The following is a 25627-nucleotide window of genomic DNA, read 5'->3' on the forward strand; positions in this document are numbered from 1 at the left end:
CGGGGGCGGCCCGGCGATCCCCCACCTGCACACCCCACATCACCCTCGCCACCTGCTGCCCTGCCCAGACGGCAGCTGGAGGGCTTTCGACAGCGGCGGACAGGACCTCTACCGCCACATCGGCCGCCTGCACACCCGCCAGCACACCCGCCTGGGGCGGGAGTTCGAACGCGACCCCGCCACCGGCGAGTGGGAAGCCACCGGCGTGCCCGGCGCGCTGCGGCTCCCCTGGACGCGGCGCGGCGACCGCCGCCGATCCGACGGTGGAGGAGGTGCCGGCCGGGCCGTTTCCGGCCGGTGTGACCACGCAGCCTTGTCGGCAGACAGCGACGCGGGTTGTTGCTGGTCCGACGGACGTGGTGCTGCGTAGTTGTCAAACGTACAGCTGGTTGGTTGGCAATCCGTGGTCACCGAATGTCATCGGCTCGCCGCACCGGTGACGGCTCAGGTGAGGATGATGACGGCGCCGCCCGGAGCCTCCGGGCGGCGCCGCCTACGGCCTCGGTGGCCTCAGGTGACAAGGGCGGTCACTGGTCGAGCCCGTAATACAGGGCGAGGTAGTCCGTGACCTGCTCGGTGTGCGGCAGGAGGCCGGGGAGCTGGGTGGCGAGTGCTTCCTTGACGGAGGTGGCCAGGTCACCGCGGTCGGCGGTGTGGTCGCGGACGTAGGGGTCGATCCGGCGGATGAGTTCGTAGTTGCTGGAGATGTCCTCCTTGGCCATCGATTTGTCCAGGGCCGAGGCTCCTTGACCGGGGTTGTCAGCGAGTGTGCGGCTGATGTAGGTGACGCGGTGCAGTACCCGCCAGCACGGTGGCCGTCTGTCGGACTGCTGGGCTTGGCGCAGTGCGGCGGCGTGGGCGCTGTCGCCGCCGAGCCAGAGGGGGTCGACGACTTTGCCGTAGAAGTCTTCGAAGTTCTGGGTGTCGGCGTCGAGGTAGAAGGTCATGAACCGGTAGGCGTCGACGCGGCCCGGGACCTCGACCGCCGCGCCTTCCTTGTCGTAGACCGGGTCCCCGTTGGCGTCGTACTTCTGCAGGTCGCCGGGTACGTCGCAGGTGATGTTGAGGCTGAAGGAGCGGGTCGATTCCTTGCCGCGGGTGCGGGTCACCGCGATGCCGCCGCCGACGGAGGCGTCGAACTGGACGTTGGCGCCGACGCCGAAGATCTTCACTCCGCTGCCCACCGAGCCGGAGAGTGAGCCGGAGAGCTGGTAGCTGCCGGTGGTGACTTCGGTGACGGAGTCCATGGTCTCGGTGGTCTCGGCGAAGAAGCCGCCGTCGGCTGACCAGACGTAGGTGTTGACCAGGCTGCGTTTGGCCTGTGCGTCGGCCGGCTTCGTCTTTCCGTCCAGCTGGGCCGGGTCCCTGATCGGACCGATGACGCCGGAGAGGATCTGCCGGGCCCGCTCGGTGGTGGGGTCGGCCTGGTGGGTTTCGGTGGAGACGGCGTCATAGAAGGTCTGCAGGCGCTGCTGGTCCTCGATGATGCGCCGCTTGAGCGCATAGGCTTCGCGGGGTTTGAAGTAGCTCAGCTCCCCGCCCGTGGTCAGGCCCTGGTATTCCTCCTCCATCACGCGGTTGCCGTGTTCGTCCTGGCCGACCGAGCCGTCGAGGCTGCCCTGCTTGGTGTAGCGGGGGTTGATCGGGAAGGGGATGAGGTTCCAGTCGCGGGGGATGTCGGGGTTGGGCAGCATCCGGTAGCAGACCAGCGCCCGGTTGTGCGCGAGCCGCAGCGCGAAGACATCGGCCGTCTCGGACTGCACCAGGGCGTAGCCGGTGTTGGAGGGCACGAAGCGGCGCCCGTTGTCCGCATTGAGCTGCTTGTCCGCGTCCGGTGTTTCCCAGCCGCCGGACAGGCCGACGGCCGTCAGCCGGCCGGTCTGCCGGCCCTGGGACACCTCGGTCTCATTGCCCCAGGCGTTGGCGAACTCCGTCGTTGCCCGCACGCCCCAGTCGAAGCCGCCCTCCACGATCGGCTTGGCGATGCCGAAGCCGAGGGGTGCGCTGATCAGCAGCGAGTCGGCGGAGGCTTCGTTGCCCACCGCCAGCTCCAGCGCGGCCGTGACGCTGCGCTCGCGGCTGGAGGAGAGCGTGTTGACCACGCTGTCGGCCCGCTCGAACTCCACCTTGGTGGCGTCGATGTAGCTGAACAGCTTGGGGCTCTTGGTGGCGATCAGGTTCTCCGAGGGCACCGGCGGCGCACCCTCGATGTAGCCGGTGATCTGCGGGTCGAACTGCACCTGCGCGACCCACTCCGAGACCAGGTCACCCACCTTGTACCCGGTGACCAGATGCCAGGCACCGTCCCTCACGTAGCCGTACACCCGCTTCAGCGCGCCGCTGCTGCGCCCGTAGTGGTCGCGCTGCAGGTCGGCGTACTCGGCCACGGCGGGAGCGCCCTGGATGGTGGCCAGGTACGGGCTGGGGGTCTTGACGAAGACCGGCTGCACCTCGGCCGCGTCTCCGGAGACGGGCGCGGTGGACAGCACGGGGGTGGGGCGCTTGGCGGCGTCCTTGGGGAGTTTCAGGTGCAGGCCGCGAGGGCCGCTGTCGGTGATCTGCCTGGAGTCGGCCTCAGTGGAGGCGTCGTCGAAGGAGTACGCGGCGATCAGGTCCTCCCGTTCGCCGCGCAGGCGTCCGAAGAGGTTGTCCAGGATGTTCTCCTCCGTCCGGACGGTACGCCAGATGCGCACCTCCTCCAGCTCGCCCCGGTACATCTGGTAAGGGGCCTGCCTGGCTGCGTCGCGCCACCCGAACCGGCCGCCCAGGCAGAGCAGCCAGGCGCCGCCCCGCCGGAGCAGACCCGATGGGTCTGTACTCGGCTTCACCACGACCGGGCGGCCGTTGAGGTAGACGCGGAAGGTGGAGCCGAGCGGGTCGGGGTTCTTGGTCCAGGTCGCGCCGTGCAGGCGCAGAGTGTGCGAGCCCGTCTCGTCGGCCGCGGTGTTACCGCCGTTCTCCTCGAACCGCCAGTGCGCGACCAGGCCCTCGTCACCGCGCGCACCGCTGCCGAGACGGGCCTTGTCGAGGGCCAGGTTCCACAACCGCACTTCGCTCACCGTGCCGGTCAGGTGCTGCGGGTCGGCCCCAGACCAGCCGCAGCCCAGCTCCAGCGGGCCGCTGGACTTGGCCGGCACCAGGTCGTGGTCGCGCAGCTCGCCGGCCGCCTTGCCGTCGATGGAGAACGCGATGTCGTACCACTTGTCCAGCAGCATCGAGTCGATCACGTCCACCTCGCGGCTGACCGGTTTGCCGTCCTCGGTGTACGTGATGGTTTTCTTGCCCTTGCTCTCCACGAGTTGCTGGCCCGCCTTGCGGATCACCGCGATGCGGTGCGCCTCGCCCGCGGTGAGGGTGCCGGTGGAGACGTGGGTGCGCACCGTGCCGTCGGCGAGCTCGACGGAATGCACCAGGTGGCCGCTCTCGTCCACCCCGAGCTGGAAGGGCACGCCGTGCTCCCGGCCGCCCTTCAGCCGGCCCTTGGAGATCAGCCCCTGGTAGCCCGTGAGGCTGTCGACCTGGACGTGCATCTCGACGGTGCAGTCCCCCGTGAGGTTGAGCGCGTCACTGTGCTCGGCCACCGCTGAGGAACGCCCGGCCAAGCGCAGTGCCCAGGACTGCTCGAAGCAGGCGGCGAGATGCGTCCAGACACCGTCCGGCACCGTCTCCTCGGTGGTCACCGACTGGTTGCCCACCAAGGCCAGCACCGGCCGCCGACCGTCGGTGCTCTTCCCGAGCGCCAGCGCGTACCTGCTGTCCTTCTCCGAGAAGAAATCAATGATCCGGGCCAGGTCGGTGGTCGCGGCCGGCTTGACCCACGCCTCCATGGTCAGGTCGTCCGCTGCGGCGGCCCCCGCCAACCGACTGTACGGGAGATCCAGCGGCTCGGCTCCGTCCTCGAACTCCCAGGCCCGGCCCGGGGTGTCACCCCACCAGTGGTTGGGCTTGACGTCCGCCAGGTCGGTCGCGGTGCCGTCCGCAAGGGTGCCGGTACGGCCGGTGGGCTCGGCCTCGACCAGTCGGGAGCCGAAGGCCCTGGTCGCCCCTGCCCGGCTGACCGTCACCAACCGGGGCGAGTGGTGCACCGTCGCGACTTCACGGCCGACTGCCTCCGGAGCGTCCTTGGGACCGGACCCGACGGTGATCTCGGTGGCCCCGGCCTTCACGGCCTTGGTCACCAGGTACGGCTGCTCGCCGACCAGCAGCAGCGCACCTGCCGCCAGCGCCCGTACGGCCCCGGCGTGCAGCGTCAGCGTGCCGCCCTCCAGAGACTTGACCTCGCCGACGACCTGCGGCGTCTCCCGTACGCCGTTGAGTGCGTCGGCGGCCCGGCCCACGTCACGCGGCAGCAGGTCCCAGACCTCCTGGTCGGTCACAGTGCCGTCGGCGGCGGTCTCGGTCAGGGTGAGCTTGCACCTTCGGGGGCTGCCGGTGGCCTCGACCGTGGCCGTCACCCGGGCCAGGTCGGTGCCCGGGTCACCGGCTGTCAGCAGCAGCTTGACGTTGTCGCCCGCCGCCAACTGCTTGACCGCGCGGCCCACCGAGGTGTCGTAGTAAGCGGCGGTGAACCTGCCGCCCATGTCCCGGAAGTAGAGCCCTACCTGGCCCGAGCCGCTGTCCAGCAGACACGGCGTGTCCCGGGTGGTGGCGAAGCCGAGCAGGCAGCCCGCCCGGCCCAGACCGGACCTGTCGCGGCCCAGGTGCGGCATCGTCAGGCTGAGCGTGCTGCGGCCCAGAGTGCCGCCGGTGGCTTCCCCGAGTTCGGCCTCCTTGGCCTGCAGCCTGCGCTGGGCTTTGACGTAGCCGGTCCAGGTGGTGCCCCTGCGCTCCTTCACCGCCTGGGCGGCAAGCAGGCGCTCGTTCAGTGCGTTCAGCTCGCTGAGGGTCTTCTTCGCCTTCGCGGCGAGGTCGACAGCAGGTACCGCCTTGATGACGGTGAGCAGCCCTGCGCTGGGACAGGACGTCACCAAGACCGATTCGCCCTCCTTCTTCTCCGGCCTGGCGCAGACCTTGGAGCCGCGCCAGAACAGCGCATAACTGGTCCCGTTCTTCTCAAGGGTGATGGGGGCGTCATCACACTCCTGGCCCAGTTCCATGGGCGGCACGTCCTCGTACCAGCGGTACACCCTGAGCCATTGCTGGCTGCCCACATGCTTCAGCTTGCCGGTGATGGGGCCGTCCGCCGTGTTGCCAGACGGCACGAACTGCCACTGGGCCGTCTCGTCGGTCACTCCGGAGACGAAGGTCAGCAACCGCCTGCCCTCGGGAGCCGGCAGCGCTGGCGCCAAGTTGCCCCGCTTGGTGCCGTCCTCGTCCCCCGCGGAGGAGAAACGGATCAGGATACGAGCGCCGTCGACGACAGGGTCGACCTTCTTCGCCCGTGCCTCCTCCATCACCTCTGCGGTGTGGGCCTTGTGGACTCTCCTGGCCTTTTGCAGCAGTTCGTCATAGCCCTCCACGTCTTTCTTGACCTGGTTCACTCTGGCCCTGGCCTGCCCCGCCTTCTTCCTCAGCGCGGCGACTTCGGCCGTCAGGGCGTTGACCTGCTGCGCGTCCACCGCCTTCGCGGTAGTTCCCAGTTCGTCCAGGGTGAGGACGTCCGGGAGCTGCGCGAGCCGGCCGTCCCGGGCCACGGCGAGATCCAGAGTGGCGACCTTGGGCGCCGGCTCGCCCTCCTTCGCTGACGCCCACGCCACCAGCACCCGGGCCTGCTTCTTCGCCGGGGCGGGCTGCTGGGTGTGTCCGGCGGGTACGTCCTCCTGCTGGTGGTAGAGCAGAGCGGACAGTCCGGAGGCGACGGTGCGGCCGGAGACGGTGAAACTCTCCCGCCGCATCCCCGGGTGGTCACCGATCGGCGCCTGGGAGGTCACCCAGCTCACCCCTGCCCTCATCGCACCGTGCGCCGCTCGGGCGGTGGCATCGAGCACCCGACTGCCCGAGCCCGCGTCGAAGCGGTAGTAGCCGGTCAGGCCCGGCTCGTCACCGATCAGCCGGTACGAGCGGTCCTCGGCCAGCTCCGCCGCCGTACGGGCCCGGTCCCAGATCCGGATCTCATCGATCACCCCGCGATAGCAGTCCGCGGCCTTGCCGCCGGCCTCCTGGGCGCCGACCGTCAGGTGCGTCCGCTCGCCCCCGCCGAGGGGGAGCGCGCCCGCCTCGCCCGGGACTCCGTTCACATAGAGAGTGGCGCTGGTGCCGTCGTACGCCACGGCCACATGGGTGTAGACCCCCTCGCCCGTCGGCACCTCCACCGTGGAAGTCACCGCGGTCTTCGCGCCGTCCGCATCGTGCTGCACGGCCAGCTTGCCGTCAGCCGTCAGCTCCAGTTGCCAGCGCCCGGACGTGGTGCCTGCCTGGCCGGCGGCGGACAGCAGCGTGCTGCCCCATGCCTGGGGGCTCAGCCAGAGCTCCATGGTGTAGGGGCCGGCGCCGAGCGGCAGCGGCTCCTTGGCGTCCACCGTGATCAGGCCGGTCTTGCCGTCGAAGGAGAGCGCGGTCTCGGCGAAGCCCTCCCCGCTCTCGGCCGGCACCAGGTCCTTGCCCGTGAACGGACACCTGCCCGGCGAGCGCTCCAGCACGGCGTCGCGGTACCGGGCGTCGGGGCTGGTGTACAGTCGCGAACCCTGAGTGTGGAACAGCCCGTCCTTGCCCTGCTCGACGTTGACCGCGTCGATCACCCCGGCCTCGGGCTTGTCGACGAAGAACTGCCAGCGGCGCAGGTCGCCGACCTCGGTCGGCAGCAGTACCACCGCGAAGCGGCCGCCGGTCACCTTGCCCAGGAAGCCGAGCTCCAATGTGGGCTCGTGGAAGTCCCGTCCGTCCATGTCGCTGGTGCCCAGGCTGTCCTTGGCCGAGTCCGGCATGGTCCGGTGCCGGCTGCGCCGGTAACGCACCTCGGGTACCGGAAGCAGCTTGGGGCCCGCCACGATGAACCGGTCGCACAGGACCGCGTGGACCGCCAGGCCGACCTTCTGCCCGTCCACGAGCCGGAGCCCGGGGCTGTCCGCGTCCCCGGTGTAGGTACCCTCGCGGGTGCGCGCCAGTGCGTCCTCGTGGTCGGCCGCCACCGACTGGCGGAAGACGTAGAGGTACTTGCCGTCCGAGAGCGCCTGGAAGGGCGCCTCGGCGGTGAGACGGGCGGTGCTGGAGAGGAAGGGGTCCGTCTCCGCCGGGCTCAGCAGCTCGTCCGCCGGTGCTTCCGTCCGGGTACCGCGGCGCACGGCGGGCAGACGGGCGGCGCCCAGCAGGGCGAAGCCGACCTTGGCGATCTCGTTCGGGAAACGCAGCTCGCTCGGGTCGTCCGCCCAGCTCAGCACATCGAGCTGACGCGGCTCCGCCTTCGGGTCCTGCACGTCCTTCGCGGCTTCGGCGGGCGTGCTGTCCAGGTCCAGCACGCTGTAGTGGATCCGGCGGTCGGCCGCCAGCGCCAGCGCCACCGTGGTACCGGCGTGGCGCACCAGCGTGGAGTGCAGATACCTGCGGTCGCTGTAGACCTTGGTACGGGACATGTCGGAGGACAACGCCGCCTCGCTCTCGGATCGAGTACCCGCCGGGTACGACGGCACACCTGGGCCCCATCGGCCCGCAGGTGCGCCCGCCTGATGGCATGACAGGCGAGCGAGACCCACTCGCCACATGCCCCATCCTCACTGCGAAGATCAGATGAGAGGGCGCTCCACACGCCTGTTTCCCCGGACGAGTGAACCGCCGCATATCGGCCCCCACCACGGGGTACTGGCAGCCGTCACCTCCAGTTGGAGCCCGAGCGCTCGCCGCCGACGCGACTGGTCATTGGTGATCGTCCCCTCCGAGGATTGCGCTGGCGTAGTCCGGCAGGAGGTCGTGGAGGTGTGCGTGGCAGGGGTGGTCCGGACGTCGGTGCCGGAGTGAGGAGATGACCGCCGCGTCGATCACGGCGACTCCTTGCGGTGGCAAGGGTTGCGGGTCGGGCGCCGCACGCCACCCGCTGCCGGTGGGGCGGGACCAGATCAGGGCGGAGGAGCCGGTGCGGATGCGGGATGCCTCGGGGAGCCGGCAGCGATGGTTCGGCGTCTGCCCGGGTGGCTCTCGATGAGCTTCTGGGCTGCGAGTGGTCGGACAAGTGGCTCGACGTCGCAGTGCTCGGCAAGGCCGGCCGCCTGCTGCCCGAGCGCCGCATCGTCTACGCCGACCCCTCCGGTCCCGTCGCCGCCTACCTGGCACTGCTCCAGCCCCTGGCCCGCCGTTGGAGGGCCACCGTCACCGGGATCGAGGAGACCGGCAGCCCGTTCGCGCGGGCCCTTGCCGCAGCCGGGATGCCGGTCGTCCCCGTCGACCCGCCCGGCACCGCCCGGCACCGCAGCGCGATGGGCATCCCCAGGAACGACCGCGCCGATGCGCGGATGATCGCCGGCCTGGTCCGCCGAGGGGTCTGCCGGCCCGTCGTCGAGAGCAGCCCCGAGGCGCAGGCACTTCGCGTGATCACACACGCCCACGCCCTGCGCGCCGTACTCGCGCGGGCGTGGCCAGCCGCCACCACCGCCTGGCCGGCCACCCGCGGGGGACTGAGCGGCCCGCAGGCCCTCGCTGTTCGCCACGCCGCACCGGGGTCCCGCGCGGCCAGCCGACTCACGCGCGCTGACCTGGCGAGCCTGCTGCGCCGGGCCGGACGGACCCGCCTCGTCTTCAGCCGTCCCGTCCTGCTGCCGGCCGTGGTGGTCGAGAAGGCCGAGCCCGTTCGGATCAGGGACCTGGCCACCACCCGGTCCACCGCAGTCGCGCGCGTGGACCGGCTGGAGAAGCGGATGCTCGCCGGGTGCACCCGCTCCCGGATCGCCCCCGCGCTCGTCCCCGACGCCCGGCTGAGCCGGCTCGCGCCCGGTATGGACACCGGGACCATCCGCCCGTGCGCCGCCGCCGACCGCGCAGACCTCCCCACCGCGCCGGCTGCGCCGGCCCCGGCTGAAGCCCTGCCCCGGTTCCGTCCCGATCCGGCGGGTCAGCCCCCGGCCCGCTCCAGCGCAGCCAGCTGCGCGGGGCGGGCCTGCTCGATCGACGCGGCCAGCTTGCGGGCCGCCGCATCGCCGCCGGCCTGCCGCTCGGAGCCGGCCAGCCGGGCGGACTGCTCCAGGTACTCCCGCAGATGGCGCAGCAGCAGCCGGTCGAACTCCGGGCCGGTCGCCGCCTGGAGGGCGTCCCGCTCCGCCGGGCTGAGCATGCCGGGCATGTCATGGCCCTCGTGCACATGGGTCTCCGGCAGCCCGGTGCGCCGGAACACGCTGCGCAGCCGGGCCAGTTCGGCGGCGCAGTCGGGGGCGAGCCGGGCGGCCAGCGTGCGGACGCCGGGGTCGGTGGCCCGCTCGGGGGCCTGGGCCAGCATCCCGCCGATCTGGTCGTCCATCGGCATCATCAGCTGGACCCAGGCGAGGTCGGTGGGGCTGAGCCCGGCCGACGCGGACCCGGCGGAGTCGGCCGGGGCAGCCGGGGCAGCCGGGGCAGCCGGGGCGGTCCGGGCGGTTCCGGTCGGTGAGGCTCCCGGGGTCCCCGGAGCGCCGCTGCCGGCTGCGGCCGAGCAGCCCGCGGTGGCGACGGCGAGCAGCAGGACGGCTGCGGCGACGGCCTTCATGTCGATCCCCTCACGGGTCGGTGTGCCTGCGGGTGTGCATCCGGAGGCGGGGCGGGACCGGGGTGCCGGTTCCCGCCCCGCCGGGGCGCTGGGCGCCGCCGGGGTCACGGGTTGCCGTTGGCCCCGCACTTGATGATCGGGTTGATGCAGTTGCGCACCCGCCGCTCCAGTTCGTCGGTCGGCCACGCGTTGAAGAAGTCGCCGTGCATGGTGTAGCCGGGACCGGAGGCCAGGCGGAACCGCGACGGGTCGCCGTTGACCGGGTACCGCAGCACCTGGCGCAGCTTGGGCACCGGGACCGGGTGGGTGGCCGGGCAGGCGCCGTTCACCGGGTAGGCCATGTGGCTCTGGTGGTCTGGCGAGTCCAGGTCACGGCCGTTCCAGCACTGCGGGAAGTCCAGGTACGACTCCAGCATGGTGCCCGCCGGGCAGCGGACGAAGTCATGGGACGCCCCCGCCTCGTTGGCGTGCAGGCAGGACCAGCGGGAGATGGTCCGGTCGTCCGGCCCGGTCGCCTTGGCGTTGCCGGCGACCACCCGCAGTCCCTTGGGGAAGGGCTGGATCTGGGCGATCACATCGTCGCGGACGCCCTCGCCCAGGTAGTAGAAGGTGGTGCCGGTCGGCTCGACGGGCTGGTCGTCGACATAGAGCGTCGGCACCCAGTACGACGACAGGTCGATCACCGGGTCGCAGGTGCTGGAGCCCTTCTCCAGGTCGCCCAGGTTGGTCATCGCATTGGTCGAGGTGTTGCCGAAGAAGCTGTGCATATGCGAGGCGCCGGGCAGGCTCGGGAAGATGATCGGGTCGTCCGGCAGCCGGTGGGTGAAGGGACACTCGGCGAGGAACTCCGCCACCCGTACGGCACCCGGCGGCACCACCACCGGGGGTGCTCCGGTCCGCTCACCGAAGACCTGGAACTCCCAGAGCGAGATGCCCCACTGGGTGGCCCGCTGGGTGGCCAGCAGCCGCAGGTAGCGCCCGCTGCCGGAGATGTCCACGGTCTGGTTGCCGCCGGTGCCGTCGGTGACAGTCCGGATGGTCGTCCAGGAGCTGCCGTTGTCGGAGGTCTGGAGCTGGAAGCCCTTGGCGTAGGCGGTCTCCCAGTTCAGCACCACCTTGCTGAGGGTGGTGCTGGTGCCGAGGTCGACCTGTATCCACTGGCCGTCGCCGGGGGCGCTGGACCAGCGGGTGCCCAGGTTTCCGTCGACGGCGGCGGCAGCGGGTGTGCCCGCCTGCTCCGTCGAGGAGACCGAGACGCTGCGGCCCTGCGAGACCAGGCTGGGGACAGCCTGCGCCGGTGCCGAGGTGCCGTACAGCATAGATGCGGTGAGACCGGCCACGGCGAGGCCGGCCAGCCGGTTGCGCCACCGCCGTGCTGAGCCGCGGTGGCGTGCGCGGAATGGGGTGATCACAGCTCTCCTTCGGGTGGGGGAAGGGCTTGGTACCACAGGCTGAGAGCGCTCTCTTCAACGGACGGTAAAGGGATCGCCATGATCCCGTCAAGTGGTGGCGCGCAAGCTGCTGAGAGCGCTCTATCGGCGGGGCTGCCTCCACAGTCGGCCGCCGGCCGCCGGCGGTTTCCGGGCTGTCCTTGACTCACAGCACACCGGGAGCAGGCTGGGAGACACACCAGACAACCGGAGCGAGCCGCACCTTTTCGGCCAAGACGTTCGCCGGACCGCGTGACCCGAACCTTGGCTCTGGCCAGGCCCCCAGTGGGGTATCCCGAGACCGGGGAGCCTCAAGCGGCGACTGAGACCCCGGGAGCCGGGAGAGGACCACCGGGGGTTGCTGTATGCCCAGGCCGCCCGTGCCGCGTACCTCACCGGCCGCCACGCTCATCGGCCGCCGCATGCTCACCGGCCGCCCACCGTGGCCTGAAGCGCGGCATGCCGCCCTCACCCGCTGGCTATCGGTCCGACAAGGGCAGCGTGCCCGCCGTGAGGAAGAACGTGACGGCGTAGCTGAAGCGACCTGCGCGTACGGCGTCGTCGAATTGGGCCACGAAGCGGTCCGCGTCCACGGGGTCGAGGCAGCCCCGGGCTGCGGCTGTGTGCGCCCAGGTGCGCAGGCCCATGACATTGTCGGCCGCCGACGGGTCGCGCACGACCAGGGTTCGGGCTTCCACCACGATGTCGTGGATGCCGCGGGCCGCGAGTAGTCCGGCGTGCCGGTGGGCCAGCGAGCCGTTACGCAGGCCCACGTCGGCCCTGAAGCGCAGCACCCGGCGGGCGAGCCCCTGGTCGTCGATGTCGAGTACCTGGGTGTCGTAGTCCGGGTCTGCCAAGGCGACCCGGCCGCCGGGGCGGACCACCCGCAGCAGCTCGTCCAGCGCCCGGGTCGGTTCGACGACGTGCTGCAGGACCCGGTCGGCCCAGGCGCCGTCGAACTGACCCGCCGCGAACGGCAGCCGGTGCCCGTCGGCGACGGCAACGCGTGGCAGTCCTCGGTCCCGTGCCTGCGCGATCATCGTCAGTGAGCTGTCGACCGCGACGACCTCGGCCCCACTGCGCGAGCGCAGGGCCATGGCAGCGTCCCCGGTACCCGCTCCGACCTCAAGGAACAGCTCGCCGGGCTCGGCACGCAGGAGCTCTTGCAACCGCTGCTTGTAAGCGGCGTAGAACGGCTCCGCACTCAGCCGGTCCAGGACCTGAACCCACTCAGCGGGCCGGGGCTGCGTGTCCACCGACGTGAAACCGTGAGCAACACTGTGAGCGTTCATGGGAGCACGCTAGACGTGCCAACCGAGCCGGTGAACCTGTGTGGACAAGCCGCAGCCGACCCAAGGGCCGGCATCCGGGGCACCTGCCCCTGGGGGTTCCAGCGCTCCACCGCGGTGAAGCCGCCTGCGCTGCCGCAGCCGACCTGGCGGGAGCCGTACCGGGTCACGACGGGCTCTCCGGAGCGGTCATGGCGAGGAGGAGCCGCACGACCGCTGACGCGGTCCGGGGGTGGTGGGCCAGGCCCAGGGTGACGGTGGGGGTGGGGGCCGAGAGCCTGCGTAAGCGGATGCCGGGTGTGCGGAAGGCGCGGGCTCGGCCCTCGGGGATCGGGGCGATGCCGTAGCCGGCCGCGACGGCGAGCAGCAGTTGCTCGTCGTCGGGTTCCTGGCGCACGATGCGGGGCGGGTGGTCGGGCCAGAGCTGACCGGTGATCAAGTCGTACATGCCGGGGCCGTTCTCGCGCGGCCACAGCACGACCGGCTCCTCGCTGATGCGGCGTCGGCTGACCCGGGCGCGGTCGCGGGCGAGTGGGTGGTCGGCCGGGACGGCCAGCAGGAGTTCCTCCTCGGCCAGGATGCGGCAGGCCAGTCCCGGAACGTCGAGCGGCGGCCGGACGAAGGCCGCGTCCAGCCGCCCCGCGAGGAGCTCGGTGACGTTGTGGGTCGTCCAGCCGGTCTGCAGGCTGAGGGCCACCTCGGGGTAGCGGTCACGGAAGGCGGTGACCAGGGCGTCGGCGGCGCCGCCGCGGGCGGAGCGGGTGTAGGCCAGCCTGAGGCGCCCCTGCCGCCCCTGGATCACGGCCGCGATCCGCTCGTCGGCCGCCGCCACCTGCTCCAGTACCTGCTTGGCCTCCTCGGCCACCACGGTCCCGGTCGGGGTGAGCGCGCAGCCCTTGCTGTCGCGTTCGATCAGCCGGGTGCCGAGCTGCCGTTCCAGGGCCTTGATCTGCTGGCTGAGCGCGGGCTGTGCGATGCGCAGTCGTTCGGCGGCCCGGGTGAAGTTCAACTCTTCGGCGAGCATGGCGAAGTAGCGCATCCGACGAAGGTCCATCCGGCGATGATAAGTCGCGCTTATCGCTGACGGAACAACAGGTCTTAGACGCCTCCTGGCCCGACCGGCTTCCCTGGAGACAGCCATTTCGACGCCCGCACGTGGCGTGGGAGAAGGAGGAGTTCATGCTGGATGTCGTGGTGATCGGAGCCGGGGTCATCGGACTCACCTCTGCTCTGCGCCTTCAGGAAGAAGGACTTCGGGTCATCGTGGTGACCGCCGACGAGCCCCTGTCGACCACCTCCGCCGTGGCCGCGGCCGTGTGGTACCCGGCCGGATTCGACGGGGGCGACCGGGTGGCGGCGTGGTCCGCGCGCACCTTCGCCGAACTCGCCCGCCAGGCGGCCGACGAGGTTCCCGGCGTGTCGATGCGCCTCACCCGCATGCTGTCGCACCGGCAGGAGGCGGGGCCCGCGCCCTGGTGGGGAGCCGCAGTCCCGGACATGCGCCGGCTGGAGCCGGCCGAGCCGGCACCCGCCTACGCGAGCGGCTGGGAGTTCACCGTCCCGACGGTGGAGATGCCGGTGTACCTGCCCTGGCTGGTCGGCCGGTTCCTGGACGCCGGAGGCGAACTCGTCCAGCAGCGGATCAACTCCCTCCGCGAAGCCCGCGCCTGGGCACCCGCCGTCGTCAACGCCAGCGGGCTCGGCGCCCGGCAGCTCTGCGGCGACGGGGCGCTCCAGCCGGTGCGCGGACAGCTCCTCCTGGTACGCAACCCGGGCCTGCACACCTCCCTGCGCGTCCAGGACGACCCCGCCGGATACACCTACATCCACCCCCGCAGCACCGATGTCGTCCTGGGCGGTACCTTCGACGAGGGCAGCTGGGACACCGCCGCCGACCCCGCGACCGCCCGCGCCATCCTCGCCCGCTGTACGGCACTCGCACCCGAATTACGCGACGCTGAGATCCTCGGCCACCCCGTCGGCCTGCGCCCGGCACGCCGGGGCGGCATCCGTCTCGAAGCCGACACCCGCACCCTGCCCGGTACCCGGCTCGTCCACAATTACGGTCACGGTGGCGCCGGAGTGACCCTCTGCTGGGGTTGCGCCGACACCGCCGCCGCCTTGCTCGCCCCTACCGCGAACTGAGGGGACGGCCGACCCCCTGTGGGACTCCGGGCCGGCGTGCTGCGGTTCACACTCATCGGTTCGGATGGTGGTGTGGGGCTGCGTGGGTGCGGGGCGCCGGCGGGGAGGGGTGGCCTGTGTCCGACTGTTGTGTCGATCTGCGGGCGTGCTGTTCGACCTAGGGTGGAGCGGGTCGGGAAGCGGCCTGTTGTGAAGGAGAGCGATGATGGCGAAGTACATGTTGATCATGCGAGGCACGGACGAGTCCGTCGCGAAGATGATGGAGACGCCGTTCGAGGAGATGCTCGAGACGGTGGGCCGGTTCAACGAGGAGCTGATCCGGGCGGGCGTGCTGGTCGCCGCCGAGGGCCTGGACGACCCGTCGCAGGGCGTGGTGGTCGATTTCAGTGGTGAGACGCCGGTGGTCACCGACGGCCCTTACGGTGAGACGAAGGAACTGTTCGGTGGTTTCTACGTGATCGACGTGGCTTCGAGGGAGGAGGCGGTCGAGTGGGCCAGGCGTCTCCCGGCAGTCGCCGGTTCGAAGTGCGAGGTCCGCCGGGTGCCGGGTATCGAGGAGTTCCCCCAGGACAACGAGTGGATCATCAAGGAGCGGGCGTGGCGCGAGCAGACCGGCCAGCTCTGACGCCGGGGGCCGCTGACGGCCCGCCGGTCGCCGAGTCGGCGCGGCGGGCCGTCGAGGCGGTCTGGCGGATCGAGTCGGCGCGGATCGTCGGTGCGCTGGCCCGCTACACCGGGGACTTCGCCCTCGCCGAGGACGTCGCGCAGGAGGCGCTGGCGGAGGCACTGGTCACCTGGTCGCGCGACGGTGCGCCGGCCAGTCCGGTGGGCTGGCTGCTGACGGCCGCGCGGCGGCGGGCCATCGACGGTTTCCGCCGCAGGTCGGCGCTGGGCGAGCGGTACGCCGTACTCGCGGGCGGGCTGGCGGAGGGCGAGTTCAGCCCAGGCGCGGGGGCCGCGTCCGGGCGGGCGGACGACCTGCCGTGGGACCCCGACCGGGTCGACGACGACATCCTCGCCCTGATGTTCACGGCCTGCCATCCGGTGCTCTCGCCCGAGGCCAGGGTGGCACTCACCCTGCGTGTGGTGGGCGGCCTGTCCAGCGAGGAGGTCGCGCGGGCGTTCCTGATCCCCACGCCGACCGTGCAGGCCCGGATCACCCGGGCGAAGAAGACGCTCGCCGCGGCGCGCGTCCCGTTCGAGCTGCCGCCCTCCGAAGAGCGGCGCGAGCGGCTCGCCGCTGTCCTGAGCGTGCTGTACGTGATCTTCACGGAGGGTTCGACGGCGACGAGCGGCGACCGCCTGCTGCGCCCCGATCTCGCCCACGAGGCTCTCCGGCTGGTACGGATGCTGGCCGCCCTGCTGCCCGGTGAGCCGGAGGTGTACGGGCTGCTCGCGCTGTGCGAGCTCACCGCCGCGCGATTTGCGGCCCGTACCGGTCCCGACGGGGAGGCGGTGCTCCTGGAGGACCAGGACCGGCGCCTGTGGGACCGGTCGGCGATCCGCCGGGGCCTGGCCGCGCTGGGCCGGGCCGCGGCCGTCGGGCGCGGCCTGGGACCGTACGGCCTGCAAGCGGCGATCGCGGCCTGCCACGCGGCGGCGCCCTCGGTACGGGAGACCGACTGGGAGCGTGTCGTCCTCCTCTACGAGGCGCTCGGCCGGGTGGCTCCCTCGCCCGTCGTCGAGCTCAACCGGGCCGTGGCCGTCGCCATGGCGAGCGGTCCGCAGCGGGCGCTGTCCATGGTCGACGACTTGGCCGCCTCCGGCCGCCTGTCGGGGTCGTACCTGCTCCCGAGCGTGCGCGGCGAGCTGCTGGCCCGGCTCGGCCGGACCACCGAGGCTCGGGCCGAGTGGGAGCTCGCCGCCCGGCTGTGCCGCAACGCCCGTGAGCGGTCCGTACTGCTGCGCAAGGCGGCCGGGGCGGAGTGACGCCCCGGCCGCCGCCCGCAGCACCGTCCTCGCCGCCCGCGTGCTGCGCCTGACCGGCCCCCGCACCCCCGGCGCCCCCGCCGACGCCGTCGGCCCCGCGCCCGTCCTGCTCCCCACGGCTGACCGCCCCCAGGAGCTGATCACCCTGACACCACCGCGCAGCGGCAGGCCGGCGCCTCCAGCTGATGCTGCGCAGTGACGCCGGGTCAGTGCGGTCCGCTTCTGGGCGTCCGGCGGAAGCTCGATCGCAGATCCCCCGCACTGCCGGGTCGGCCCTCCCCTTGGGTGGCGGTGTCGCCCACCCCGGCAACGGCGCCGGGCCGACCGTGGGGGTGGGTCGTGGGCGCTTCCTTCGGTGTCGGTGAGATACGGCTCATCGAGGGGACGGTGGTCCAGGCGCCGTCGGACGGGATGACGGTGTTCATCGGACCCGACAACAGCGGCAAGTCGATGCTGTTGCGCGAACTGGGCACCCTCGTCGGTGATGACCCGGGCACACCCGAGCCGCTGCGGTGGGTTGCCGACGTCCGATGTGCAGAACACCGGCAGCGCTGAAGAGTTGCCCGGGAGCTGCGCCGGACGGGGCTGTTGGGTGCATGGTGCTGTGGTTCGAGGGGCGGCGGCGGGAACCGTAGCCAGCGGTATCACGTTCGGGCGGGAGGGTGACTCCTGCGGGCGCCGTGAAGGGCGCTCAGCGTCGGCTGGTGGGGCGTGGTGTGAACGGCAGGGGCGGGGTCAGGACGGGTTCGAGTAGCTGGGTGAGCTGTCGGCGCTGTGCCGCGTCGAGTCGGCCTGTTGCTGGAGCCAGGGCGTCCCGGGACTGCTGGTAGAGCTGTTCGGTGAGTGCGCGGCCCGCGTCGGTGATGAGGACGTCGACGACCCGCTTGTCGTCCGGGTTGGCGGCGCGCGCCAGGAGCCCTCGTCGTTCGGCGCGGTCGATGAGGCCGGAGAGGGTCGACTTGTCCAGGCCGAGGAAGGCCGCCAGGTCACTCATGCGGGGGCGCCGGTCCCGGAGGATGCCGAGGACCCGTAGCTGGGTGAGGGACAGGTCGTGCTCGGCGCCGATGCGGGTGAGTACGCCCATGATCTGGAACGCGCTGCGGACGAGTCCGTCGATCAGGGCGTCCGTGGAGTCGTCGGTGGTCATGCGCACCACTCTACTTGACATTGTTTGCTTTACCAATGACTCTGGATTCGCTTGGCAATACAAACGAACCCGAGTGGGAGTCCCTCATGCATGCTGCGGTCATCACCTCGTTCGACGCTCCGCCGGCCTACGGCGAGCACCCCGATCCGGTCGCCACCGGCGAGCACGACATGGTCGTGGAGGTCCTCGCGGCGGGCCTGCACCACCTGACCCGGGCGAAGGCGAACGGTACGCACTACTCCAGCACCGGCGGCTTCCCGCTCGTGCCCGGCGTCGACGGTGTCGTGCGCGATGGCTCGGGACGCCTTCGCTACGCGGCCCTGGACGACACGAATCTCGGCACGTTCGCGGAGCGGACCGTGATCGACGTCCGCCGCAGCGTGCTCCTGCCGGACGGCATCGACCCGGTCCGCATCGCCGCCGCGATGAATCCGGGCATGTCCTCCTGGGTGGCGCTGCGCCGGCGCATCGCCTTCCGCGAAGGCCAGCGCGTGCTCATCCTCGGTGCCACCGGCAGCGCCGGAGGCATGGCGATCCAGATCGCCAAGCGGTTCGGCGCCGCGCAGGTCATCGCCGTGGGCCGTGACACCACCCGTTTCAAGGCGCTGGAGGCCCTCGGCGCGGACCGGACGATCACCTTCGACGAGGTCGGGGTCGCGGCCGACGTCGACGTCGTCCTCGACTTCGTGTGGGGCGAGCCTGCCGCCGGTGCCATGCTCCCGATGCTCACCGCCCGCGCTGACCGCTCCGCCCCGCTGACCTGGATCCAGATCGGGTCCCTCGCCGGTGCGACCGCTCCTGTCCCCTCCGCGGCGCTGCGGGCGGCGCAACTGCAGATCCTGGGCAGCGGCATCGGCTCGGTCTCGCCTCGCGACTTCATCGCGGAGCTGCCGGAGCTGGCCGAGGCGGTCACCGAGGGCGCCCTCGACGTCCACGCCCGCGCGGTACCGCTGGCCGAGATCGCGCAGGCGTGGACCGAGCGGACCAGCGAGCGCCTCGTCTTCGTCCCGTAGCACCGCTGCCCCCCGGCGCCCGCTCCGCCTCCGGTGCGGGCGCCGGAGGTCCCCGCCCCGGAAATGGCCGCCTGCCGCCTGAGAGCCGTGCGGCAGGCGGCCGGCCGGAGCCCAGGAGTGACCATGCGGGAGCGTGCGTTGGTCGCGGGCCTCGGCATCGCGGGCAGGTCCGACGGCCATCGGACTGCGCGAAGCCGGATGGCCCCCGTGATCACCGAGCGGGCACCCCGTCGCCGCACCGGTGGCTGCTTCATCGACCTGATGCCCGAGGGCAGGAGCGCGGCTGCCGGCTTGGGCCTCGATGACCTGCACACCCGCAACCGCGAGCGGGGAACCACGTGGGCGCTGAACCGTCGGGGCCACCGCCGGCTCGGTCAGCCCGGCCGGCCGACGGCGATGGTCCGCGACGACATGGAAGCCGCGCCCTGGAACAGGACGGCCGGTCGACGCCACGGCGAGGACGGCATGGAGGTGCGCTTGGCCACCGCGCCCCTGGAGATCGTCGAAGGCGACAGCGCGGTGGTGGCGCCGCCGGAGAATGCCTTCTGCGGCACGCGCTGCCACGAGTCCTTCGCCCGGGTCGTCGGCGCGGACGGGCTGCGCTCCACCGTACGACGGCTCGCGTTCGGCCCTCATGAGCGCTTCATGACCCCCTGGACGGGATGATCGGCACTTTTGACGGACACCTGAGGTCAGGGGCCTCGGTCCCGGAAGGAAGATGTCTGTCATGGAGCGCATGGGGAAGAGAAAGCCGCGTCCTCGCCGCTCGTTCAACGCCTGAGTTCGAGGGCGAGACCGTTGAGCCGCGCCGACGCGGTGGCCGCTCGGTCGGTCAGGTCGCCAGAGACTTCGACCTGACCGGGGCCGCAGTGCACAGCGTGGGCCGAGGTCGACGTTGGTGAGCGGGGCGGTCTGACCCAGCGAGGGGCGTGAGGAGCCGACCCGGCGCGCGCCCGGCAGACGCGCTCCCAGGTGCTGGGGGACGTCTGCCGGCACGCCGAAGGGCTGGCAGGCATCCTCCCGATGGACCTGTATCGCGTATCCGAGGAGGGCGGCTGCGTCGCCGTCAACCTGCGGGACCGCTTCGCCGCCGGCCGGGAGCTGGACGCGGAGCGCAGTTCCTTCCTCCTGCGCACCGCCCGGCTGCGCACACGCCGCATGCGCCGCCCGGCGGCCGACGCCGGCCTCTCCGATCGCCCGGACCTGCTCCTGGGCCGCGTGGTGGCGCAGTTGGAGGAGATCGACCGGTGGTTCCAGGCCTCTTCGCCGCGTACGACGCGGAGCACCCCACCCGTACGCGATGCACCGTCCGGCGCCCAGCCGCAACCGCACGCGATCGGCAAGGAGTCGCGGCGCGTCCGCGCCGGCGCGACGTTGCGGGGCTCACCGGGGCCCGTGTGCCGGGCCCGGTTCGTGGAGGTGGGCAGGCCGCACGTTCCCAGCACCGCGGCGGCCGGGGAGGGTTCGCAGCGTGCCCACTCGCCAGTGTCACTCACTCCTGGTCCGCTCCGTGGGGGTGTGGCTGGGCGGCCTCCTCCTGTCCGGTTGCCGAGCAGGCATCCGGGGAGCGGATGGCGCAGATTATTGAATATGGAAGTCATTATCGATAGTGTCGGACTGCCGCACGGGCGGCTGTGTGTGCGGCGCCGGAGGAGGAGCCTCGTGAACTGGGCAGGCCGGGCGTCCGTGTCGGGAAGATCGGCGCGCGGCGGGATGGTGCGCGGGGGCGGGACCGTGTGTGTTCGGCCCGCCGACCGTCTTCGACCAGGACGAAGAGGACGGGCTCGTGCCCGTCGACGAGAGGCCGCCGGCGTCCCGGTCGGATGCCGCACATGACGCCGTGTGGGCCTGCCCGTCCGGCGCTCTGACCCTGCGGCGGGCCGGTGGCCGGCCAGTTGCGTCGGGGCCGGTACACCCGTCCGTACCCGCGCCCGTCGCCGCCGGCCACCTGCCGTGGTTCGGCCGCACTCCACGTGCCGCGGATCTCTCCCGGCACTCGTTCAGCTCAGCTCAGCTCAGCACAACGTCAAGGAGAAGTATGTCCAGACAGTTCGATCGCCGTGCCTTCCTCCGCCGCGGCGCGGCGGGAGCAGCGGCTCTGGCGGTGGGCCCCGGCCTGCTGGCGGCATGCTCCACCGACGAGCCCGGCGCCGACCGGAAGTCGGGAGCGGGCTCCTCGCCCCGCTCGGGCGGCGTGCTGCGGGCAGCCTTCGTCGGCGGCGGCGCCTCCGAGACGCTCGACTTCTTCAACGGCCCTTCGGCACTGGATCTCGTGCGCGCTCGGGCCTGGCACGGCACCCTGGGCAACCTGGACCCCAGCGGGCCCGACGGGGTGCGCTACGGCGTGCTCAAGGACATCGGCATCTCCGACGACCTGTCGACCTACACGCTGCACCTGCGACCCGGCGTCCGCTTCACCGACGGTTCCGAACTGACCTCCGCCGACGTCCTGCACTCGCTCAGCGTCCTCGCGGCGCAGAGCACACTGCCCGTGTACCGTCTCGCCGCCGCCAACTTCGACCTCGCGCACGCCAAGGCCGACGGTGACCTGAGGGTCGTACTGCCCACCCTGCGGCCCATCGCCGACGGCCGGATGATCCTCTGCCAGGGCAACTTCCTCGTCGTCAAGGACGGAACCAGGAACTTCCGGAAGGGCATGCCCAGTTGTGGCCCCTTCCGGCTGACCGAGTTCACGGCCGGCCAGGGATCGGCGTTCGAGCGCTACGACGACCACTACGGCCACGTGCCCCGGCTGGACGGCCTGGAGCTGCGGTCGATCGCGGACTCGACCGCCAGGGCGGGCGCGCTCACCAGCGGTGAGATCGACTTTGCCCATGACCTCTCACCCGTGACCGCGCGCACGCTGGACCGCAACGGGAAGGTCGAACTCGTCCCCACGAAGAGCCCCTACCTCGTCGGCCTCTCCTTCCAGATGAACATGAGCGCCAAGCCCTTCGACGACCCGCGGGTGAGGGAGGCGTTCAAGGTCGCGGTCGACCGGGAGGCCATGGTGAAGACGGTGTTCTACGGCAATGCCGATGTCGGCAACGACCTGCCCTCCCTTGGCTTTCCCGACTACGCGGAGAGCCTGCCCCAGCGCGCCCACGACCCGGAGCGGGCCCGTGCGCTCCTCAAGGCGGCCGGGGCCGACGGGATGAAGGTGACGCTGACGACCGGCCCCGAGACGCCGGGCATGGTGGAGATGGCCGCCCTCTTCGTCGAGGACCTCAAGAAGGTCGGCGTCCGGGCTTCGGTCCGCGAACTGCCCGCAGGACAGCTGTACGCCGACTTCCCCGCGTACGCGGCGCTGCCGCTGGCCGGTTCGTACCAGATGCCCATTCCGGCGCTGTCGACCTACCAGATGAGCACGGCGGGCGGATCGCCGTCGGCGTTCGGCTGGAAGGAGGCCGGGACCGACGCCCTTGTCGCCAAGGCCCGCGCCGAGAGGGACAAGGCCGAGGCCAAGAAGCTGGGCACGCAGGCGCAGCGCACGCGCTGGGAGGACGGCAACCAGGTGCTGCCGGTCTTCAAGCCGAACCTGAACGCCCAGGCCAAGGGGGTCAGCGGGATACCCGACGACCTCTTCGAGCAGTTCCCCGGCTTCTCCCAGGCGTCGCTGGCGTGAGCCTGGTCGTGTTCGTCGGCCGTCGCCTCGCGGCGGCGGCCGTCCTGCTGGTGCTGCTGTCGGCCGCGATCTTCGCGGCCACGGCGGTCCTCCCGGGAGACGCCGTCAGCGCGGTCGCCGGGGTGGACGCGTCCGAGGCGCAGCGCGCCGAGGTCCGAGCCGGACTCGGGCTGGACCGCCCGGCCGCCGAGAGGTACGCGGACTGGGCGGTCCGGGCGGTCCGGGGGGACCTGGGCCACGGCTTCGTGGGGGAGCGGCCGGTCACCGAGGTCCTCGCCACCCGCCTGCCCAACAGCCTGCTGCTTGCCGGACTGACCCTCGCGGTCACCGCGCCGCTCGCCGCGCTGCTCGGTCTGTGGACCGGGCTGCGCGGGGGCGGTGCCGACCGCCTGGTCTCGACTGCGGCCCAGATCCTCGCCGCCGTACCCGAGTTCGTCACCGCCGCGCTGCTCGTCGCCGTACTGGCGGTGTGGCTGGAGGTCCTTCCACGCGTCTGCGTCATCCCCCTGGGAGGTACGCCGCTGGACGCCCCGCGCGCGCTGATCCTGCCCGTGCTGACGCTCAGCACGGTCGGTCTCGCGGTGGCCACCAGGCTGCTGCGGGTCTCCGTCGCGGACACGGCGGCCACCCCCTACTGCGAGGCCGCACGGCTCAACGGTGTACGCGGCGTGCGGCTCGCGGTCCGTCACATCCTGCCCAACGCCGCCGGACCCGCCGTTCAGGCGCTCACCCTCACCACCGGAGCGCTGGTCGGCTCGGCGGTCGTGGTGGAGAACGTCTTCGACTACCCGGGCATCGGCCGGGAGCTGCAACTGGCCGTCGCGGCACGGGACGTACCGATGGTGCAGGGCATCGCCACCGCTCTCGTCGCGGTGATGCTCGCGGTGCTGCTGCTGGGTGACCTCTGCGCCCGCCTGCTGGGTGCACGGGAGGAGGACGGCCGATGGCGACGGCCCTGACCCCACCGCCAAGGCGGACGCGCCCGGCCCGTCCCGGCCCGGCCGGTCGCCGCCGGCCGCCGCTCCTCACCGGTGCGGGCACCCTGCTCGTCCTCCTGCTCGCCCTGCTGGGACCGCTGGCCGCGCCGCACAGCCCCACCGCGCAACTCGCGGCGCCCTTCCAGCAGCCGGACGGCCACTTCCTCCTCGGCACCGACGTCCTGGGCCGGGACGTGGTGAGCCGGGTGCTCAGCGGCGGCCGCACCATCGTGCTCACCGCGCTGGCGGGGACGGCGGCGGCCGGAGCCGTAGGGATGGCCGCCGGTGTCCTGGCGGCCATGGTGTCCCGCAAGCTCGGCGACCTGCTGGTCCGCTGCGTGGACGCCCTTGCCGTCCTCCCCGCCCTCCTGGTCGTCCTCGTCCTGGCCGCCGGATTCCCCGGCAGTGGCGTGGCCCTCCTGGCAGCCGTCGCCCTGGCCACCGCGCCCTTTTCGACCCGGGTGCTGCGTGCCGCGGCGGACACGGTCCTGCGCAGCGGATACGTCGAGGCCGCCCTGGCCCGGGGCGACACCCGGCGGGCCGTACTGCGCCACGACGTGCTGCCCAACATCGCCGGGCCGGCCCTGATGGACACCGCGCTGCGGCTGGTCGCCTCCCTGCACCTCACCGCGACCGCGGGCTTCCTCGGTCTCGGTCAGGGAGGGGCGGCGCCGGACTGGGGCCGTATGGTGAGCGAGAACGTTCCCGGGGCGACACTGGCCGCCGCGCCGTTCCTCACTCCGGCGCTGCTGCTGGTGCTGCTGTCCGTCGGTGTGGGCCTGCTGGCCGGACGGCTGGCGGACGCGGTGGGGCGGGGTGCCGCATGACCGGCCGCATGACCGGCCGGGTGACCGCCCGCCTGCCGGGCGCCGGTCCGCTTGCCGAGATCAGCGGGCTGACGCTCGGCCCGGCGGCCGGAGGGCCGCCCGTCCTGCACGACGCCTGCCTCTCGGTGCCGCGCGGGCGGGTGCTGGGGGTGGTGGGCAGGTCGGGATCGGGTAAGAGCAGCCTGGCATACAGCCTCCTCGGGCATGTCCGCCCTGGTCTGGAGGTCCGTGGCGGCACCGTCCGGGTGGCCGGCCTCGATCCGTTCGACGGCGCGGACGCCCGTCGCCTGCGTGGCCGGGTGGTGTCCTTCCTGGGGCAGGACCCCGCCTCGTCGCTCAACCCCGCGCTGCGGATCGGCACGCAGATCGCGGAGGCGGTGCGCCTGCGCTCGTCCGTGAAGGGCGGAGACGACGTCCGTGCTCGGGTCGGGGAACTCCTGGTGTCCGTGCGGCTGCCGGACGACCGGGCGTTCCGCAGCCGGCTGCCCCGGCAGTTGTCGGGAGGGCAGGCCCAACGCGTGGCCCTCGCCCTCGCGTTGGCGGGCCGACCCGGCTTGCTGGTCCTCGACGAGCCCACCAGCGGCCTGGACCCGGTCCTGGCGGACGGGATGCGTGCTCTGCTGGCCGAGGTCCTGTCCGAGGGGGACCGTGCCGCGGTGCTGGTCAGCCACGCCCCGGCGTGGATCGCGTCGGTGGCGGACGACGTGATTCGCCTGGACGGGGGCCGGATCGTCGCGGGCGGGGTGCCGGGGGCGTGGCCGCCCGCCCTGCCGTCCGGGAGTCCCCCGACCGGTGGCCCCCGCTCCAAGGCCCCACGCGCCACTGCCGCTGACCCCGCCGTCGCCGGCCGGCTGCTCGTGCGGAGCCTGTACGCCGCCCATGGGCGGGATTCCGCGTTGCACGATGTCTCCCTCACCGTTCCGGCGGGCTCCTGCACCGCCGTCGTGGGTCCGTCGGGGTCGGGGAAGACCACCCTGGCCCGATGCCTCGCGGGGCTTCACCCGCCCGTACGGGGCAGTGTCGAGTGGCGGGACGAGGGTGCGCGGCGGGCACGCGGGGCTCCCGTACAACTCGTCGCGCAGGACGCCCGCGGCGCTCTCAACCCACGGGAGTCTGTGGGCGACGCGCTCAGGCGCCCCCTCCGGGGGGTGCGCGGCCGGTCGGCCCAGGAGGTGTCCCGCGAGACCGCGCGGCTGGTCGGGCTGGTCGGGCTGGGTGCGGAGGTGCTGACCCGCCGGCCGGGGGAGTTGTCGGGCGGCCAGCGTCAACGCGTCGCACTGGCGCGGACGCTGGCCGCCGAGCCGCGCGTCCTGGTCTGCGACGAGATCACCTCGGCGCTGGACCCGGAGACGGCGAGCGGGGTGCTGGACCTGCTGGACTCGCTGCGACGGGCGACGGGCCTGGCGGTCGTGATGGTGACGCACGATCTGGCGGCCGCCGCCCGCCGCGCGGAGCAGGTCGTCGTCCTGGACGCGGGACGGGTGGTCGAAGCCGGCCGTGCCGACCGCGTGCTGGTGCGCCCGGAGCACCCCGTCACCCGGGAACTGCTTGCCCACGAGGGCGGTCCCGCCCTCGCCGGGCCGCAGTAAGCGGCGGGTGCGGGGCTGGTGGCCGGCTGGAGGAGCGCCCCGCCCACGGGGC

16 protein-coding genes and 3 pseudogenes are annotated in these 25627 nt (G+C 72.3%); 12 read left to right on the top strand and 7 right to left on the bottom strand.

Annotated features, from left to right (window positions below):
- Positions 1–527 precede the first annotated feature (527 nt).
- The gene (locus ACIQGZ_RS17730; protein ID WP_402602778.1) at positions 528–7508 is read right to left on the bottom strand and encodes a LamG-like jellyroll fold domain-containing protein; all 6981 of its coding nucleotides are present in this window, start codon (positions 7506–7508) and stop codon (positions 528–530) included.
- 510 nt (positions 7509–8018) lie between these two features.
- Between ACIQGZ_RS17730 and ACIQGZ_RS17735 the strand changes: the two are divergent.
- Positions 8019–8462, top strand: a pseudogene (locus ACIQGZ_RS17735) (transposase); the annotation flags it as partial.
- A 515-nt stretch (positions 8463–8977) separates the two neighbouring features.
- Here ACIQGZ_RS17735 and ACIQGZ_RS17740 read toward each other — a convergent pair.
- The 5 genes and pseudogenes from ACIQGZ_RS17740 to ACIQGZ_RS17760 form a co-directional block, all read right to left on the bottom strand.
- The gene (locus ACIQGZ_RS17740; RefSeq protein WP_402602780.1) at positions 8978–9604 is read right to left on the bottom strand and encodes a DUF305 domain-containing protein; all 627 of its coding nucleotides are present in this window, start codon (positions 9602–9604) and stop codon (positions 8978–8980) included.
- Positions 9605–9708: 104 nt separating this feature from the next.
- On the bottom strand, positions 9709–10566 hold the full coding sequence (locus tag ACIQGZ_RS17745) for a DUF1996 domain-containing protein (RefSeq protein WP_402602826.1): 858 nt from the start codon (positions 10564–10566) through the stop codon (positions 9709–9711).
- Between the two features lie 15 nt (positions 10567–10581).
- Positions 10582–10923 (bottom strand): annotated as a pseudogene (locus tag ACIQGZ_RS17750) (discoidin domain-containing protein); the annotation flags it as partial.
- A 590-nt stretch (positions 10924–11513) separates the two neighbouring features.
- On the bottom strand, positions 11514–12290 hold the full coding sequence (locus ACIQGZ_RS17755) for a methyltransferase domain-containing protein (RefSeq protein WP_402602782.1): 777 nt from the start codon (positions 12288–12290) through the stop codon (positions 11514–11516).
- Positions 12291–12489: 199 nt separating this feature from the next.
- A complete protein-coding gene (locus ACIQGZ_RS17760) occupies positions 12490–13377 on the bottom strand; it encodes a LysR family transcriptional regulator (protein ID WP_402602784.1) in 888 nt (295 codons plus the stop codon).
- A 125-nt stretch (positions 13378–13502) separates the two neighbouring features.
- Between ACIQGZ_RS17760 and ACIQGZ_RS17765 the strand changes: the two genes are divergently transcribed.
- The 4 genes from ACIQGZ_RS17765 to ACIQGZ_RS17780 all read left to right on the top strand — a co-directional run bounded on the left by ACIQGZ_RS17765 (position 13503) and on the right by ACIQGZ_RS17780 (position 16952).
- Positions 13503–14468, top strand: coding sequence for an FAD-dependent oxidoreductase (locus ACIQGZ_RS17765; protein ID WP_402602785.1), 966 nt, complete (start codon positions 13503–13505; stop codon positions 14466–14468).
- Positions 14469–14673: 205 nt separating this feature from the next.
- Complete coding sequence (locus tag ACIQGZ_RS17770; protein ID WP_402602787.1) at positions 14674–15093, top strand: YciI family protein; 420 nt, start codon at positions 14674–14676, stop codon at positions 15091–15093.
- The gene (locus ACIQGZ_RS17775) at positions 15066–16397 is read left to right on the top strand and encodes an RNA polymerase sigma factor (RefSeq protein ID WP_402602789.1); all 1332 of its coding nucleotides are present in this window, start codon (positions 15066–15068) and stop codon (positions 16395–16397) included. Before ACIQGZ_RS17770 ends, ACIQGZ_RS17775 begins: the two co-directional genes overlap by 28 nt.
- Positions 16398–16736: 339 nt before the next feature.
- Positions 16737–16952, top strand: a complete 216-nt coding sequence (locus ACIQGZ_RS17780; protein ID WP_402602790.1) for a hypothetical protein — start codon at positions 16737–16739, stop codon at positions 16950–16952.
- A 136-nt stretch (positions 16953–17088) separates the two neighbouring features.
- Here ACIQGZ_RS17780 and ACIQGZ_RS17785 read toward each other — a convergent pair whose 3' ends face one another.
- Positions 17089–17544: a MarR family winged helix-turn-helix transcriptional regulator gene (locus ACIQGZ_RS17785; protein WP_402602792.1), complete on the bottom strand. Its 456-nt coding sequence runs from the start codon at positions 17542–17544 to the stop codon at positions 17089–17091.
- Between the two features lie 86 nt (positions 17545–17630).
- Here ACIQGZ_RS17785 and ACIQGZ_RS17790 point away from each other — a divergent pair, with 86 nt between their 5' ends.
- The 7 genes and pseudogenes from ACIQGZ_RS17790 to ACIQGZ_RS17820 all read left to right on the top strand — a co-directional run bounded on the left by ACIQGZ_RS17790 (position 17631) and on the right by ACIQGZ_RS17820 (position 25575).
- Positions 17631–18557 carry a zinc-binding alcohol dehydrogenase family protein gene (locus ACIQGZ_RS17790; protein WP_402602794.1) on the top strand — a complete coding sequence of 309 codons (927 nt, stop codon included), beginning with the start codon at positions 17631–17633 and terminating at the stop codon, positions 18555–18557.
- A 207-nt stretch (positions 18558–18764) separates the two neighbouring features.
- Positions 18765–19223, top strand: a complete 459-nt coding sequence (locus ACIQGZ_RS17795) for a hypothetical protein (RefSeq protein WP_402602795.1) — start codon at positions 18765–18767, stop codon at positions 19221–19223.
- A 1060-nt stretch (positions 19224–20283) separates the two neighbouring features.
- A pseudogene (locus tag ACIQGZ_RS17800) lies at positions 20284–20424 on the top strand (ferredoxin); the annotation flags it as partial.
- Positions 20425–20595: 171 nt separating this feature from the next.
- Entirely contained in the window at positions 20596–22182 is a 1587-nt protein-coding gene (locus ACIQGZ_RS17805; protein ID WP_402602796.1) for an ABC transporter substrate-binding protein, read from the top strand.
- Entirely contained in the window at positions 22179–23141 is a 963-nt protein-coding gene (locus tag ACIQGZ_RS17810; protein ID WP_402602798.1) for an ABC transporter permease, read from the top strand. Before ACIQGZ_RS17805 ends, ACIQGZ_RS17810 begins: the two co-directional genes overlap by 4 nt.
- On the top strand, positions 23126–23986 hold the full coding sequence (locus tag ACIQGZ_RS17815; RefSeq protein WP_402602799.1) for an ABC transporter permease subunit: 861 nt from the start codon (positions 23126–23128) through the stop codon (positions 23984–23986). The genes ACIQGZ_RS17810 and ACIQGZ_RS17815 overlap by 16 nt, the downstream gene beginning before the upstream one ends.
- 8 nt (positions 23987–23994) lie before the next feature.
- Complete coding sequence (locus ACIQGZ_RS17820; protein WP_402602828.1) at positions 23995–25575, top strand: ABC transporter ATP-binding protein; 1581 nt, start codon at positions 23995–23997, stop codon at positions 25573–25575.
- Positions 25576–25627: the final 52 nt, after the last annotated feature.

Origin of the sequence: Streptomyces sp. NPDC092296 (genome assembly GCF_044755465.1) — a bacterium.
Lineage (GTDB): Bacteria > Actinomycetota > Actinomycetes > Streptomycetales > Streptomycetaceae > Peterkaempfera.